12 protein-coding genes are annotated in these 14,731 nt (G+C 63.5%); all 12 read left to right on the top strand.

Features of this window, described 5'->3' with window-relative positions; translation table 11 throughout:
• Nucleotides 1–5: 5 nt before the first annotated feature.
• The 12 genes from HU727_RS24050 (at nt 6) to madM (ending at nt 14,704) form a co-directional block, all read left to right on the top strand.
• Nucleotides 6–5,915, top strand: coding sequence for an Hpt domain-containing protein (locus HU727_RS24050; RefSeq protein ID WP_186530627.1), 5,910 nt, complete (start codon nt 6–8; stop codon nt 5,913–5,915).
• Nucleotides 5,908–6,378, top strand: a complete 471-nt coding sequence (locus HU727_RS24045) for a chemotaxis protein CheW (RefSeq protein ID WP_186530625.1) — start codon at nt 5,908–5,910, stop codon at nt 6,376–6,378. The genes HU727_RS24050 and HU727_RS24045 overlap by 8 nt, the downstream gene beginning before the upstream one ends.
• Before the next feature lie 512 nt (nt 6,379–6,890).
• A complete protein-coding gene (locus HU727_RS24040; RefSeq protein ID WP_186530623.1) occupies nt 6,891–7,256 on the top strand; it encodes a DUF6124 family protein in 366 nt (121 codons plus the stop codon).
• Nucleotides 7,257–7,487: 231 nt separating this feature from the next.
• Nucleotides 7,488–9,158: a malonate decarboxylase subunit alpha gene (gene mdcA, locus HU727_RS24035; protein ID WP_186530621.1), complete on the top strand. Its 1,671-nt coding sequence runs from the start codon at nt 7,488–7,490 to the stop codon at nt 9,156–9,158.
• On the top strand, nt 9,158–10,018 hold the full coding sequence (locus HU727_RS24030; protein WP_186530619.1) for a triphosphoribosyl-dephospho-CoA synthase: 861 nt from the start codon (nt 9,158–9,160) through the stop codon (nt 10,016–10,018). Before mdcA ends, HU727_RS24030 begins: the two co-directional genes overlap by 1 nt.
• A complete protein-coding gene (locus HU727_RS24025) occupies nt 10,018–10,317 on the top strand; it encodes a malonate decarboxylase subunit delta (protein ID WP_186530617.1) in 300 nt (99 codons plus the stop codon). The genes HU727_RS24030 and HU727_RS24025 overlap by 1 nt, the downstream gene beginning before the upstream one ends.
• A complete protein-coding gene (locus tag HU727_RS24020) occupies nt 10,310–11,161 on the top strand; it encodes a biotin-independent malonate decarboxylase subunit beta (protein ID WP_186530615.1) in 852 nt (283 codons plus the stop codon). Before HU727_RS24025 ends, HU727_RS24020 begins: the two co-directional genes overlap by 8 nt.
• Nucleotides 11,158–11,943 carry a biotin-independent malonate decarboxylase subunit gamma gene (mdcE, locus tag HU727_RS24015; protein WP_186530613.1) on the top strand — a complete coding sequence of 262 codons (786 nt, stop codon included), beginning with the start codon at nt 11,158–11,160 and terminating at the stop codon, nt 11,941–11,943. Before HU727_RS24020 ends, mdcE begins: the two co-directional genes overlap by 4 nt.
• On the top strand, nt 11,937–12,557 hold the full coding sequence (locus tag HU727_RS24010; protein ID WP_186530611.1) for a malonate decarboxylase holo-ACP synthase: 621 nt from the start codon (nt 11,937–11,939) through the stop codon (nt 12,555–12,557). Before mdcE ends, HU727_RS24010 begins: the two co-directional genes overlap by 7 nt.
• Nucleotides 12,554–13,474, top strand: a complete 921-nt coding sequence (gene mdcH, locus HU727_RS24005) for a malonate decarboxylase subunit epsilon (protein WP_186530609.1) — start codon at nt 12,554–12,556, stop codon at nt 13,472–13,474. The genes HU727_RS24010 and mdcH overlap by 4 nt, the downstream gene beginning before the upstream one ends.
• 67 nt (nt 13,475–13,541) lie before the next feature.
• Nucleotides 13,542–13,934 carry a malonate transporter subunit MadL gene (gene madL / locus HU727_RS24000; protein ID WP_186530607.1) on the top strand — a complete coding sequence of 131 codons (393 nt, stop codon included), beginning with the start codon at nt 13,542–13,544 and terminating at the stop codon, nt 13,932–13,934.
• A gap of 5 nt (nt 13,935–13,939) precedes the next feature.
• Nucleotides 13,940–14,704, top strand: coding sequence for a malonate transporter subunit MadM (madM, locus tag HU727_RS23995; protein ID WP_038861195.1), 765 nt, complete (start codon nt 13,940–13,942; stop codon nt 14,702–14,704).
• Nucleotides 14,705–14,731: the final 27 nt, after the last annotated feature.

Here is a 14,731-nt window from a genome sequence, read left to right as displayed (position 1 = left end):
TGGTTATGGGTGGTCGGCACGACTATGTGGCCCTCGAGTGGGTCAAAGGCGAAATTGCCGAAACGCTGAAGCTGGCGCATCAGGCGATTGAGGCGGTGCTCGACGATCCGCAGGCGTTTCCCGGGCTGGACGAGTGCCAGGACTACATTCATCAAGTGCACGGCAGCCTGCAAATGGTCGAGTTCTACGGCGCTGCATTGCTCGCCGAAGAAATGGAGCAACTGGTCGAAGCCTTGCAGCATGGACGCGTGCCGCACCGCGACGAAGCCTTGCATCTGATGCTGCAAGCGCTGGGGCAATTGCCGACGTACCTTGACCGCGTGCAGAGCGCACGCCGTGACCTGCCGCTGGTGGTGTTGCCGCTGATCAACGATCTGCGCAGCGCTCGCGGTGAAAGCCTGCTGGCGGAGACCAGCCTGTTCAGCCCGCCGTTGCCCGAGCTGGCGCCTTTGAGCGATGAGGCACTGGCCGCCCTCGAACCGCCCGATCTGGCGAATGTGCTGCGCAAATTGCGACAGATGCTGCAAATGGCGTTGGTCGGTCTGCTGCGTGAACAGGACGACCAGACACACCTGGCCTATCTGAGCAAAGTCTTCAGCCGCCTCGAAGCGCTGAGCGGCGATTCGCCCTTGAGTCCGTTGTGGCACGTCGCCTCGGCGCTGGTCGAGGGCATGAACGATGGCGCCATTGCCAACAGTCCGGCGCTGCGCAGCCTGCTCAAGGACGCTGACAAAGAGCTCAAGCGTCTGCTCGATCAAGGCATGGCCGGGCTCAACCAGCCGGCTCCGCCAGAACTGCTGAAAAGCCTGTTGTTCTATATTGCCAAAGCCGAACACCCCACCGGGCAGATGCTGACCATGAAAGATCGCTACTCCCTGGACGACGCGTTGCCTGACAGCGCGATGGTCGATGAAGAACGCGCGCGCCTGGCCGGCCCCGACCGCGACGCCATGCGCTCGGTGCTGGCGGCGCTGTGCGAAGAGTTGGTGCGGGTCAAGGAACGGCTCGATCTGTTCGTGCGCAGCGACCGCCAGCACGCTTCGGATCTGGACAGCCTGCTCGCGCCGCTGCGGCAGATCGCCGACACCCTCGCGGTGCTGGGTTTCGGCCAGCCGCGCAAAGTCATCATCGATCAACTGGCGGTGGTGCTCAGCCTCGCTCAGGGCCAGCGCGAACCGAACGACGCGATCCTGATGGACGTCGCCGGTGCCTTGCTCTACGTCGAAGCGACGCTGGCCGGCATGGTTGGCACGGTCGAAACGCAAACCCCCGACGACGCGCGCCTGCCGACCACCGACCTGACGCAGATCCATCAGATCGTGATCAAGGAAGCGCGCATCTGCCTGCAACAGGCCAAGGACATGATCGTCGATTACATCGACGCCGACTGGGACCGCCAGCACCTGCAACCCCTGCCTGAGCTGCTGACCCAGGTGCGCGGGGCGCTGGCGATGATTCCGCTGGCGCGCGCGGCCAGTCTGGTCGAGGCCTGCAACGGCTTTATTCGCGAACACCTGATGCTCGATGCCCACGAACCGGGTTGGGAGCAGCTCGACCATTTGGCCGATGTGATCAGCAGCCTCGAGTATTACCTCGAACGCCTGAGCGACGACCCGCAAGCGCCCGCCGAGCAACTGCTGGACGTCGCCCAGAACAGCCTCGCCAGCCTTGGCTTCTTTCCCAACGAGCAGCCCGGCGAGCCGCAGGTGCCGGTGCTCGACGAGGTGCTCAGCCCCGGCGAAGCGCTGGTCATGCAGGACCAGCAAACGCTGGGTGATCCTGACGTCGTGCAGTCGCTGGCCGACGTGCTGGCCAGTCCAGTGTCGGCGCTCAACCCGCCCGCACGCAGTACGCCGGGCAGCCTGATGCCGCCGCCGGCCGATGAAGAACCGGTGGACGATGAGCTGCGCGAAGTGTTCCTCGAAGAAACCGACGAGGTCCTTGAAGTCCTCCACGAATACCTGCCGCGCTGGACCGCCGACTCGCAGGATCGCGCCGCGCTGACCGAATTGCGCCGGGCCTTCCACACCTTGAAGGGCAGCGGGCGCATGGTCCGCGCGCTGGTTCTGGGGGAACTGGCCTGGGCAGTGGAAAACCTTCTGAATCGCGTGCTCGAACAAAGTGTCGAACCTGGCGAGGTGTTGCGCCGGTTGCTCGACGACACCGTGTTGCTGCTGCCCGAACTGATCAGCGAATTCGCCACCCGGCGCCAGCGTCAGCGCAGCGATGTCGACCAACTCGCTGCCCGCGCCCACGCGCTGGCCAAGGGTGATCAAGCGCTTGCCGCCGAAGACACCGACGACGTCGCCGCACTCGATCCGCTGTTGCTCGAGATCTTCCGCAACGAGGCCGAAACCCACCTCGCCAGCCTCAACCGGTTCCTCGACCAGGCCGCCGAGCATGTGCCGTTGCAGGCCAGCGATGAGCTGCAACGTGCGCTGCACACGCTCAAGGGCAGCGCCTCGATGGCCGGGGTGTTGCCGATGGCTGAGCTGGCCGCTGCGCTGGATCAAATGGCTCGCGAGTTCAAGGCGCATCAATTACCGCTGGACCTTGATGAGGTCGAGTTGCTGCTCGAAGCCGAAGGGCTGTTTCGTGTCGGCCTGCGCCAGCTCAAGCACGATCCGCTGGCGCCGATTGTGGGTGCGCAGTCGCTGATCAAACGCACCGACGCGCTGCTCGCCGAACGCCTGCAAGCGAGCTTCGACGCCGCTGAAACCGGGCAGCGCATCAAGCGCGATCCGCAACTGATCAACAACTTTCTCGACCAGGGCATGGACATTTTGCTCGACGCCGAAAACCTCTTGCAGCGCTGGCAGCAACACCCCGGCGAACGGCAGGAACTCAGCGCCTTGCTCGATGAATTGACCACCCTGGGCGAAGGCGCGCACCTGGCGGACCTGCTCCCGGTCGATGGTTTGTGCGAAGCGTTGCTCGACCTCTATGGCGCTGTGGAAGAAAGCAGCCTGGCGGTCAGCGAGCGGTTTTTCCACGAGGCGCAACTGGCCCACGAAGCGCTGATCAACATGCTCGACGAACTCGCCGCCGGCCAGGAAATCACCCCGCAGCCGGAGCGGATCAATGCCTTGCAGGCGCTGCTCGGCGAAGGCCTCGATCCGTCGTCCACGGGCCTGATTCGCAGCGATGGCAGCCGCACCCTGAATATTCGCGAACTGGGCAGCGCCACCGCCGAGCTGCAGCAATCGGCCAGCGCACTCGAACCGGACGACGAGATCGTCGAGATATTCCTTGAAGAGGCCGTGGACATTCTCGACAGCGCCGGGCAAGCCTTGCAGCGCTGGCTCGCGGACCCGGAAAATGCTGCGCCGTTGTCGTCACTGCAGCGTGACTTGCACACCTTGAAGGGCGGCGCCCGCATGGCCGAGGTCGAGGCCATCGGCGATCTCGCCCAAGAGCTGGAAAACCTTTACGAAGGTCTGGTCGACCGGCGCTACGGCCGCAGCGCAGCGCTCGGGGACTTGCTGCAACAGAGTCATGCGCGACTGGCGCTGTTGCTGGAGCAACTGCAAGCGCATCAGCCTTCGACCCCGGCGCAGGATCTGATCGACGCCATGCGCCAGTGGCGTCAGGGCCAGGCCGCCAGCGCAGCGCCGTCAGCGCCAACCGGGCACGACAACGCCGGGCACGATCCGGAACTGCTGGAGATTTTTCTCGAAGAAGGTTTCGACATCATCGAAAGCTCCGGGGCCGCGCTGCTGCGCTGGCAGTCCGAGCCGGGCAACCGCCAGGAAGTCGAAACCCTGCTGCGCGACCTGCACACCCTCAAGGGCGGCGCGCGCATGGTCGAGATCGGCCCGATCGGCGATCTCGCTCATGAGCTGGAATTTCTTTACGAAAGCCTTTCCTCCGGTGCGCTGCAACCGTCCGCCGAGCTGTTCGCGCTGGTGCAGCGAGGCCATGACCGACTGGCGCAAATGCTCGACGGCGTGCGCGCCGGGCAACCCTGTCCGCCGGCCGATCGACTGATCAGCGCGATCCAGAATTTCAGCCATCCGCTGACGGTTGAAGCGCCGCCGGCACCGGTGCCCGTGATCAAACCCGAGACGGCGCCACCGACCGCCGACACCGGCGCGGACATGGTCAAAGTGTCGTCCGAACTGCTCGATGAACTGGTGAATCTGGCGGGGGAAACCTCGATCTTTCGCGGACGCATCGAGCAGCAGGTCAACGATGCGCAGATTGCCCTGAACGAGATGGAAACCACCCTCGAGCGCATGCGCGATCAGTTGCGCCGTCTCGACACCGAAACCCAGGGACGCATTCTCAGCCGTCAGCAACTCGACGGCGAACGCCTGGGTTACGAAGATTTTGACCCTCTGGAAATGGACCGCCATTCGCAGTTGCAGCAACTGTCGCGGGCGCTGTTCGAGTCCGCCTCGGATTTGCTCGACCTCAAGGAAACCCTCGACCGCCGCAATCACGACGCGGAGAACCTGTTGCAGCAACAAGGGCGCATCAACACCGAATTGCAGGAAGGCCTGATGCGCACGCGCATGGTGCCGTTCGAGCGCATGGTGCCGCGCCTGAAACGCATCGTTCGTCAGGTTGCCGAAGAGCTGGGCAAGGATGTTGCGTTTGTCGTTGGCAATGCCGATGGCGAGATGGATCGCAACGTCCTTGAACGCATGGCCGCACCGCTGGAACACATGCTGCGCAACGCCGTCGACCACGGCCTCGAATCCGCTGAAGTGCGGGTGGCGGCGGGCAAACCGGCGCAAGGGCAGATCACGCTCGACCTGTCTCGCGAGGGCGGCGACATCGTTTTCGATATCCGCGACGACGGCGCCGGCGTGCCGCTGGAAGCCGTGCGGCGCAAGGCGATCAAGCGCGGCTTGCTTGGGCCCGACGCCGAGATCAGCGACCGCGATGTGTTGCAGTTCATCCTGCAGCCGGGCTTTTCGACGGCGGAAAAAATCACCCAGATTTCCGGGCGGGGCGTCGGCATGGACGTGGTCCACGAGGAAGTCCGCCAGCTCGGCGGCAGCATGAGCATCGACTCGGTGCCGGGGCAGGGCGTGCATTTTCGCATTCGGCTGCCGTTCACCGTGTCGGTCAACCGCGCGCTGATGGTGCAGTGCGGTGAGGATCAATACGCGATTCCGCTGAACACCATCGAAGGCATCGTGCGCGTGTTGCCGAATGATCTGGAAGGGCATTTCCGTCACGCTCCGCCGCGCTATCAATATGGCGGTCAGCGTTACGAACTGTGCTACCTCGGCGAGTTGCTGAAAACTGCTCCACGGCCCAAATTGCTCGGGCAGAACCTGCCGTTGCCGGTGCTGCTGGTGCATTACAACGACCGGCACATTGCGGTGCTGGTCGATGCCATGGCCGGCACTCGAGAAATCGTGGTCAAGAGCCTCGGCCCGCAGTTTGCAGCGGTGCAGGGCGTTTCGGGGGCGACGATTCTCGGGGATGGCCGGGTGGTGCTGATTCTCGACCTGCTCGCGCCAATCCGCGCGATGCAGGCGCGGGTGGCGCAGGAACCGGCGCGCCCGGACATCGACAGCGAACCGCATAAACCGTTGCTGATCATGGTCGTCGATGACTCGGTGACGGTGCGCAAGGTCACCAGCCGTTTGCTCGAACGCCATGGCATGAACGTGCTGACCGCCAAGGACGGTGTCGATGCCATGTTGCTGCTCGAAGAACACACGCCGGACCTGATGCTGCTCGATATCGAAATGCCGCGCATGGACGGTTTCGAAGTGGCGACGCAAGTGCGCAACGACGAACGCCTGCGAGATTTGCCGATCATCATGATCACCTCGCGCACCGGGCAAAAACACCGCGACCGCGCCATGGCCATCGGCGTCAACGACTACCTCGGCAAGCCGTATCAGGAATCGGTGCTGCTCGAGAGCATCGCCCAGTGGAGCAAGAAACATGCATGAGCGCCGGCACAACCCGCGCACCAGCCAACTCACCGGCCTGCTGCTGCCACTGGCCGATCGCAATCTGATCCTGCCGAACGTCGCCATCGCTGAGCTGATCGCTTACCAGGCCAGCGCTTTCGACCTGGACACGCCGCCGTGGTACCTGGGCCGGGTAACCTGGCGTGAGCGGCAGATACCGCTGATGAGTTTCGAGTCGGCCTGCGGGCAGAAAATCGTCATTGGCGAGCGGGCGCGGATTGTAATTCTGAATGCGTTGGGCGGGTTGCCGGAGTTGAAGTTCATTGCCCTGCTGGTGCAGGGGATTCCGCGTTCGTACAAGCTGGATAGCCAGTTGAGTTATGTCGATGTGCCGTTGTGCTCGCTGGAACAGGCAGCGGTGCAGGTTGGTGAACAGGTGGCGAAGGTGCCGGATTTGTTGGGGCTGGAGCGGTTGCTGGTGGATGCGGGATTGGCCCGCTGATCCAAGGTTTTCGCTGTTTTGGATGGCCTCTTCGCGAGCAGGCTCGCTCCCACAGGTGTGTACACCGGGCAACCTCTGTGGGAGCGAGCCTGCTCGCGAAAGCGCCAGTCGCATCACCACAATCCCACAGGTAGATCCTCAATTCCTGTAGCTCAATAAACACCAATCCTTACCGGTGTTTAAAGACACCCAGTGTTACGCCCCGCCAGCCTACAAATCCTTGCGCCCCTGCCTACGCATGCACCAGAATCCGCCGGCTTGTGCGCCCAAGGCATGCTGCGTAACTTGGATCGGGTCACTGATTCCCAGTGATCGGGTTTAGTAGCCCGCGGTAATTCAGCTGGTCGTGCATTCATCACAGGTGTTCCGCATCTGAGCTTGATGGTGGTTGTACGCAGGGCGCTTCGGCGCGCCGGCTTAAGCTGAGTTCCCCGGTCTACTAACCTGCGTACAGCTGCCTCCCTTTCGTTTAGTAGCCAAGGGGTTGGCGCTCAACAACGGGAACACAGCTTATGTTCAAAGTAACGCCAAATCCGCCGGCCACAGACCCGGCATCTCCTTATCAGTCCCCCGACTCAAAGAAATTCCACGAAGCCGCCGAGCGCGCCCTCGACCATTACCTCGGCCCGCCCTGCGCTGACTTCATGGCCCCGCCTTACGCCCCAAACACGCTGTACATGGCCAACCCCGAAGCCGACACCGAATCCCTGCTGGCCGACGCCTGTGAAACCCTTGGTTCAGCGACGGTGATGCTGCACAACCACGCCACCTCGGTGGAAGGCTCGCAGCGCAAGACCCTGCAGGGCATCGCGCAGATTGTGATGGTGGCGGAGATGGCGGTGAACCGGGTGCTGGACAAAATGGTGCCCACTGACTGAGCAAATGCGCTGAGGCGACTGACCTCTTCGCGAGCAGGCTCGCTCCCACAATTGGAATGCGTTCGATCGTTCCCACGCGGAGCGTGGGAACGATCAATGTGGGAGCGAGCCTGCTCGCGAAAGCGATTGCGACCATTACTCTCAGCGTAATGATTCGCCATCCAGCTTGATTGATGCCCTCATCGCACGCGCCTAACTTGGCTCCACGACAGCGAACCCCGTGGAGTGAGCATGACAACAACAATTTCCCCCGACTCGCGCTGGACGCGGCGGCGCGATGAGAAGCGGCGCCGGCTCGACAAGGTGCGCGGGCTGGCAGACGGTGCGGTGTTGCCCAGCGACAAGATCGTCGCCGCGCTTGAAGCGCTGATTCATCCCGGCGATCGCGTGGTGCTGGAGGGCAACAACCAGAAGCAGGCGGATTTCCTTTCCCGTTCGCTGGCCAAGGCCGACCCGGCCAAGCTCCACGACCTGCACATGATCATGCCCAGCGTCGGCCGCTCCGAGCATCTGGACCTGTTTGAACGCGGCATCGCCCGCAAACTCGACTTCTCCTTCGCCGGCACCCAGAGCCTGCGCATCAGCCAGTTGCTCGAAGACGGCTTGCTGGAAGTCGGCGCGATTCACACCTACATCGAACTCTACGCCCGGCTGGTGGTGGACCTGATTCCCAACGTCGTCCTTTCGGCCGGGTTCATGGCCGACCGCGCCGGCAACATCTACACCGGCCCCAGTACCGAAGACACCCCGGCGCTGATCGAACCGGCCGCGTTCAGCGACGGCATCGTCATCGTCCAGGTCAACCAACTGGTCGACGACGTCAGCGAACTGCCTCGCGTGGACATTCCCGCCTCGTGGGTCGATTTCGTCGTGGTGGCCGACAAGCCGTTCTACATCGAGCCGCTGTTCACCCGCGACCCACGGCACATCAAGCCCGTGCATGTGTTGATGGCGATGATGGCGATCCGTGGCATCTACGAAAAACACAACGTGCAGTCGCTCAATCACGGCATCGGTTTCAACACCGCCGCCATCGAACTGATCCTGCCCACCTACGGCGAATCCCTCGGTCTGAAAGGCAAGATCTGCCGCAACTGGACGCTCAACCCCCACCCGACGCTGATCCCGGCGATCGAAAGCGGCTGGGTCGAGAGCGTGCATTGCTTCGGCACCGAACTGGGCATGGAAAACTACATCGCCGCCCGCCCGGACGTGTTCTTCACCGGTCGCGACGGCTCGCTGCGTTCCAACCGCATGTTCTGCCAATTGGCCGGGCAGTACGCGGTGGATCTGTTTATCGGCGCGACATTGCAGGTCGATGGCGATGGCCATTCCTCGACCGTGACCCGGGGCCGTCTCGCCGGTTTCGGCGGCGCGCCGAACATGGGTCACGACCCGCGCGGCCGGCGACACGGTACCCCGGCGTGGCTGGACATGCGCCACGACGACGCGCAGCAACCGATGCTCGAACGCGGCAAGAAACTCGTGGTGCAAATGGTCGAGACATTCCAGGAGGGCGGCAAACCGACCTTCGTCGAAACCCTCGACGCGGTGGAGGTGGCGAAGAAAAGCGGCATGCCGCTGGCGCCGATCATGATCTACGGCGACGACGTCACTCACCTGCTCACCGAAGAAGGCATCGCCTACCTGTACAAGGCGCGCTCGCTGGAAGAGCGCCAGGCGATGATCGCTGCCGTCGCGGGCGTCACCGCCATCGGCCTGCGCCACAACCCGAAAGACACCGAACGCATGCGCCGCGAGGGCCTGATCGCCTTGCCCGAAGACCTCGGCATTCGCCGCACCGACGCCACCCGTGAATTGCTCGCGGCGAAAAGCGTGGCCGATCTGGTCGAGTGGTCCGGCGGCCTCTACAACCCGCCCGCCAAATTCAGGAGCTGGTAATGCACGCAATCAACTTGCACGCCAAACCGCTGTCTCTGGCCGAACGCCTGGCGGATCTGGCCGTGGACGCGCTGATCGACGAAGCGGACCTGTCGCCGAAACCGGCGCTGGTCGACCGTCGTGGCAATGGCGCCCACACCGATTTGCACCTGGGCCTGATGCACGCTTCGGCGTTGGCGTTGTGGCCGGCGTTCAAGGAGATGGCCGAGGCCGCACAAACCACTGGTGAAGTCGGCTTACCGTTACGCGAAGCGATCGGCCGGATCGGCCGCGAGGGTGAGCAAGCCATGCTCACCACCACGAACGGCGTCAACACACATCGCGGCGCGATCTGGGCGCTGGGATTATTGGTGACGGCCGCAGCCCTGCAACCGAAATCCACTGTCGCGCTTTGTGCCGCACGTTTGGCACTGCTGGACGACCGCTACGCACCAAAGCCGTTAAGCCACGGCGCGCAGGTGGCCCAGCGTTACGGCGCACGCGGTGCCCGGGAAGAGGCGCAACTGGGCTTCCCGTCCGTGCTGCAACGTGGCCTGCCGCAACTCAAACGCAGCCGTCAAAACGGCCACGGCGAACAGAACGCCCGGCTCGACGCCTTGCTCGCGATCATGACCGAGCTGGCCGACACCTGCGTGCTCTACCGCGCCGGCGAACCCGGCCTGCACGCCATGCAATCCGGCGCACAAGCTGTGCTCGATGCCGGCGGCAGCGCCAGCCTCAGCGGTCGCCGTCGCCTGCACGAACTCGATCAACAACTCATCGCATTGAATGCCTCGCCCGGCGGCGCCGCCGATTTGCTCGCCGCCACGCTGCTGCTTGATCGCATCGAGCGCGACGGCATTGTTCAGGGAGCGTTTTGATGGAAACCCTATCGTTTGAATTCCCCGCCGGACAGCCGCCACGCGGACGCGCGTTGGTCGGTTGTGTCGGCTCGGGTGATCTGGAAGTGCTGATCGAGCCGGGCCTGACCGGCAAGCTGACGATCAATGTGCAGACCTCGGTCAACGGCGCGCAGCAACGTTGGCAGCACCTGTTTGCGCGAATGTTCGACGGCACCACGCCGCCGGCGATGGCCATCGATATTCATGATTTCGGCGCCACGCCGGGGGTGGTGCGACTGCGTCTGGAACAAGGTTTCGAGGAGATTGGCCATGACTGACAGCGCAGCGCTGCTCAACAAGCACAGCTTCGTCGAACTCGGCGCGCGGCAACGGGCGAAGGCCTTGCTCGATGCCGGGACCTTCCGCGAATTGCTCGATCCGTTTCAACGGGTGATGTCGCCGTGGCTCGAACGCCAGGGCGTGGTGCCGCAAGCCGATGATGGTGTGGTGATCGCCAAGGGCCTCCTCGACGGACTGCCGGTGGTGATCGCCGCGATTGAAGGCGCATTTCAGGGCGGCAGCCTTGGCGAAGTCGGCGGGGCGAAGATTGCCGGTGCGCTGGAACTGGCCGCCGAAGACAACCGCAACGGCATCCCGACGTGCGCCGTGTTGCTGCTGGAAACCGGTGGCGTGCGTTTGCAGGAAGCCAATCTCGGCCTCGCGGCGATTGCCGATATTCACGCGGCAATTGTCGATCTGCAGCGGTACCAGCCGGTAGTCGGCGTGGTCGCGGGCAGCGTCGGTTGCTTCGGCGGGATGTCGATTGCCGCTGCGCTGTGCAGCTATTTGCTGGTGACTCAGGAAGCACGCCTCGGCCTGAACGGCCCGCAAGTGATCGAGCAGGAAGCCGGGATCGAAGAATACGACTCCCGCGACCGGCCCTTCATCTGGAGCCTGACCGGCGGCGAGCAACGTTTCGCCAGTGGCTTGGTGGATCGCTACGTCGGCGATGACGTGGCGAAGATTCGTCAGCAGGTCGGCGAATTGCTTCAGCAGGGCCTGCCGGTGCAACCGCGCAGCCAGCGTGCCGAGTGGTTCCTGCAGCGTCTCGCCAGCCTCGACACCCAGGCGCAAATCGAGCCTTCGGTGGTTCGCGGTCTGTATCAAGGAGAGCGCTCATGAGCGGTTATTCACTGCGCGGTTTGAACTGGTTCAACGCCTTGAGCATGGGTGCGAAAGCGGTAGATGGTTTGCCGCCCTCGCTGAGAGTGGCCGACGCTGACCTCGGGCGTTTCATCGCCGTGGTCGCGGACCCGGACAACCGTTTCCCCCGTGCGCGTAACGGCGAAGTCGGTTTGCTCGAAGGTTGGGGTCTTGCCAAGGCAGTGGACGACGCAATCAACGCCGACCGGGAGAATGCGCAAAAGCGTCCGATCATCGCCATCGTCGATGTCCCGAGCCAGGCTTATGGCCGACGCGAAGAAGCCCTCGGCATCCATCAGGCGCTGGCTGGTGCGGCGGACAGTTATGCCCGCGCGCGGCTGGCCGGCCATCCGGTGATTGCGCTGCTGGTGGGCAAGGCCATGTCGGGTGCGTTTCTGGCCCACGGTTATCAGGCCAATCGCATCATTGCGCTGCGTGATCCTGGCGTAATGGTGCATGCGATGGGCAAGGCTTCGGCGGCGCGGGTGACCTTGCGCAGTGTGGAAGAACTGGAAGCGCTGGCCGCCAGCGTGCCGCCGATGGCGTATGACATCGACAGCTATGCCAGCCTCGGTTTGCTCTGGGAAACCCTGTCGGTGCAGCAGATCGAACAACCGACCACAGAAGATCTGGCGCGGGTGACCGAGTGCCTGAAGCAAGCGATCAACGATGTCACCGGGAGTGATTTGAAGGGGCGCCTCGGCGCGAGCAATCGTGCCGCTTCCAGCCGCGTCCGCGAACTGCTGAGGGCGCAGTGGTGAACAGCCCGCTGGCTCATGACTTGTTGTGGGGCATGGCGCCTGCGCACTTGCCGGCGGATGCGCCGGCGTGGGCGGTCGAGTCGCTGGCGGCGGGGCAACCGGTGGTGGTACGGCGAGCCTTGTGCGACGAAGGTGTCGTTGCTGTCGGTGTTCGCGGCGTTTGGCGTGAGCAGCGATTGGCGGCGTTTATGCCAATGGATTCGGTTCAACGACGGGTCAGTCCCGAAGCGCTGTGTCAGGTCGACAGCCCCCGTGATCTGCCAGCGATGCACGCGCTGAAACAGCTGAGGCCGATGCTCACTGACTGTGGATGGGGCTGGGGTGTCAGTGGCAGTGCCGGGTTCGAATTGGCCAGCGGGTTCAAAGCCATGCACGCGGGCAGCGACCTCGATTTGATTTTGCGTACGCCGCAACGGATGACGCGAAACCAGGCGCGCAAACTGGTCGCGCTTTTCGATCAGGCCGTGTGCCGGGTCGACATGCAACTGCAGACGCCATTCGGTGCGGTGGCCTTGCGCGAATGGGCCAGTGGTTCGGCGCGGGTGCTGCTCAAAAATGCTCAACAGGCTGAACTGGTGACCGATCCATGGAACCCGCAGGAGCAGGCAGCGTGAGCAGCCTGCTGGTGTTTCCCGGCCAGGGCGCGCAGCGAGCGGGCATGCTCCAGCGTTTGCCTGCCGAGACACTGACCGAGGCCGGCGATGTGCTCGGCGAAGACGTTCTGCTGCTCGATTCCGGCGAGGCTTTGCGCACGACGAGGGCGGTTCAGCTGTGCCTGCTGATCGCCGGTGTCGCGGCATCGCGGCAGTTGCTGGCGTACGGACTGCGCGCCGATTATGTCGCCGGGCTGTCCATCGGCGCTTACCCGGCAGCGGTGGTGGCGGGGTCCCTGAGTTTCAGCGATGCACTGCATCTGGTGAGCCTGCGCGGTGAGTTGATGCAGCAGGCTTATCCACAGGGCTACGGCATGACTGCGATCATCGGCTTGCAGTTGTCCACAGTCGAATCGCTGCTGGCCCAGGTGCACAGCGAGGAAACACCGGTTTATCTGGCCAATATCAACGCCGACAATCAGGTGGTGATTGCGGGCAGCGACGAGGCCATGCAAGCAGTGGCCGAACTGGCGCGCAGTCGTGGCGCCGGACTGGCGAAACGTCTGGCGGTCAGCGTGCCGTCGCACTGTCCGCTGCTGGAAAAACCGGCGCAGTTCCTCGCCGACGCTTTCGCCAGGGTCGAACTGAGAACCCCGCAGATCGCCTACCTGAGCGGCAGCCGTGCGCGTCCGGTGATCAAGCCGGATGCCTTGCGCGACGACCTCGCCTTCAACATGTGCCGCGTGGTGGATTGGCGCGGCACCGTGCAAAGCGCCTACGAGCGCGGCGTGCGTTTACACATCGAACTGCCGCCCGGTGCGGTGCTGACCGGGCTGGCGCGCCGGGTGTTCGAACAGGGCACCGTTACTGCCTTCGACAGTGCCCGCCTCGACACCTTGCAGGCGCTGTTGCGTGAGGAGGGTGGCCGCCAACTCTAAAACCGCCGCGACTCAAGCTTCGAACAACAAAAACAACATTCGACGATGCACTTTGAGGACTACAACAATGATTATTTACGGTGTGGCGTTTCTCGCCTTTTGTACGCTGGTGGGTATCTGGGTCGGTGAATTGCTCGGCAAGCTGATCGGCGTGCCGGCCAATGTCGGCGGCGTCGGCATTGCGATGCTGCTGTTGATCGGCCTGGGCAGTTACCTGAACAAAAGCGGCTGGCTCAAGGGCAAGACCGAGCAGGGCGTCGAGTTCTGGAGCGCGATCTACATTCCTATCGTCGTGGCCATGGCGGCGCAGCAAAACGTATACGGTGCACTGAAGGGTGGGCCCATGGCGATCCTTGCCGGCACCCTTGCCGTAGCGATCGCCTTTGCCCTGGTGCCGGTGCTGACGCGCATGGGCAACAAGGAGCAGACCCCGATCGCCCCAGCCAAGACCGCAGGGTGATCGCCATGTACGAATCGATGATGAAAGTGATCACCGGCTACGGGTTGATCAGCGGCTTTTTGATTGTCGGCCTGACCATGTGGGTGTCCTACTGGATGTCCAACACCTTCACCAAGGGCCGTTTGCACGGTTCGGCGATCGCCATTCTGCTCGGGCTGGTGCTGTCGTATGTCGGCGGTGCGCTGACCGGCGGGCAGAAGGGAGTGGTGGATATTCCGCTGCTGTCCGGCATCGGTCTGCTGGGCGGTGCGATGCTGCGAGATTTTGCGATTGTCGCCACAGCGTTCGGGGTCAGTGTCGATGAGCTCAAGCGCGCCGGATTTGTCGGTGTGCTGGCGTTGTTTGTCGGCGTAGGCACCTCGTTCGTGGCCGGCGTCGGCGTGGCGATGGCGTTCGGTTACACCGATGCGGTCAGCCTGACCACCATTGGCGCAGGCGCCGTGACTTACATCGTCGGCCCGGTGACCGGCGCGGCGATTGGCGCCAGTTCCGAAGTCATGGCGCTGTCGATTGCGGCGGGCTTGATCAAGGCAATTCTGGTGATGGTGATGACGCCGTTCGTGGCACCCATGATCGGCCTGAACAATCCGCGCAGCGCGGTGATTTTCGGTGGCTTGATGGGAACCTCCAGCGGTGTGGCCGGCGGGCTGGCGGCGACGGACCCGAAACTCGTGCCTTATGGGTGCCTGACGGCGGCGTTCTATACAGCGCTTGGGTGTCTGCTTGGGCCTTCGCTGCTGTTTTTGGCGATGCGGGGGTTGATGGGCTGAGCCATGCGCTGGCCGGGCTGACGCTTT

This window comes from Pseudomonas khorasanensis (assembly GCF_014268505.2).
In the GTDB taxonomy this organism is placed as follows: Bacteria; Pseudomonadota; Gammaproteobacteria; order Pseudomonadales; family Pseudomonadaceae; genus Aquipseudomonas; species Aquipseudomonas khorasanensis.
The sequence above is the reverse complement of the archived record's forward strand: the minus strand, read 5'-3'. Positions and strand labels throughout refer to the sequence as shown.

What these genes read in the sequence shown, in the direction of transcription:
- HU727_RS24050 (WP_186530627.1), top strand. Translation starts at nt 6, where the DNA reads ATGGGTGGTCGGCACGACTATGTGGCCCTCGAGTGGGTCAAAGGCGAA.
- HU727_RS24045 (WP_186530625.1), top strand. Translation starts at nt 5,908, where the DNA reads ATGCATGAGCGCCGGCACAACCCGCGCACCAGCCAACTCACCGGCCTG.
- HU727_RS24040 (WP_186530623.1), top strand. Translation starts at nt 6,891, where the DNA reads ATGTTCAAAGTAACGCCAAATCCGCCGGCCACAGACCCGGCATCTCCT.
- mdcA (WP_186530621.1), top strand. Translation starts at nt 7,488, where the DNA reads ATGACAACAACAATTTCCCCCGACTCGCGCTGGACGCGGCGGCGCGAT.
- HU727_RS24030 (WP_186530619.1), top strand. Translation starts at nt 9,158, where the DNA reads ATGCACGCAATCAACTTGCACGCCAAACCGCTGTCTCTGGCCGAACGC.
- HU727_RS24025 (WP_186530617.1), top strand. Translation starts at nt 10,018, where the DNA reads ATGGAAACCCTATCGTTTGAATTCCCCGCCGGACAGCCGCCACGCGGA.
- HU727_RS24020 (WP_186530615.1), top strand. Translation starts at nt 10,310, where the DNA reads ATGACTGACAGCGCAGCGCTGCTCAACAAGCACAGCTTCGTCGAACTC.
- mdcE (WP_186530613.1), top strand. Translation starts at nt 11,158, where the DNA reads ATGAGCGGTTATTCACTGCGCGGTTTGAACTGGTTCAACGCCTTGAGC.
- madL (WP_186530607.1), top strand. Translation starts at nt 13,542, where the DNA reads ATGATTATTTACGGTGTGGCGTTTCTCGCCTTTTGTACGCTGGTGGGT.
- madM (WP_038861195.1), top strand. Translation starts at nt 13,940, where the DNA reads ATGTACGAATCGATGATGAAAGTGATCACCGGCTACGGGTTGATCAGC.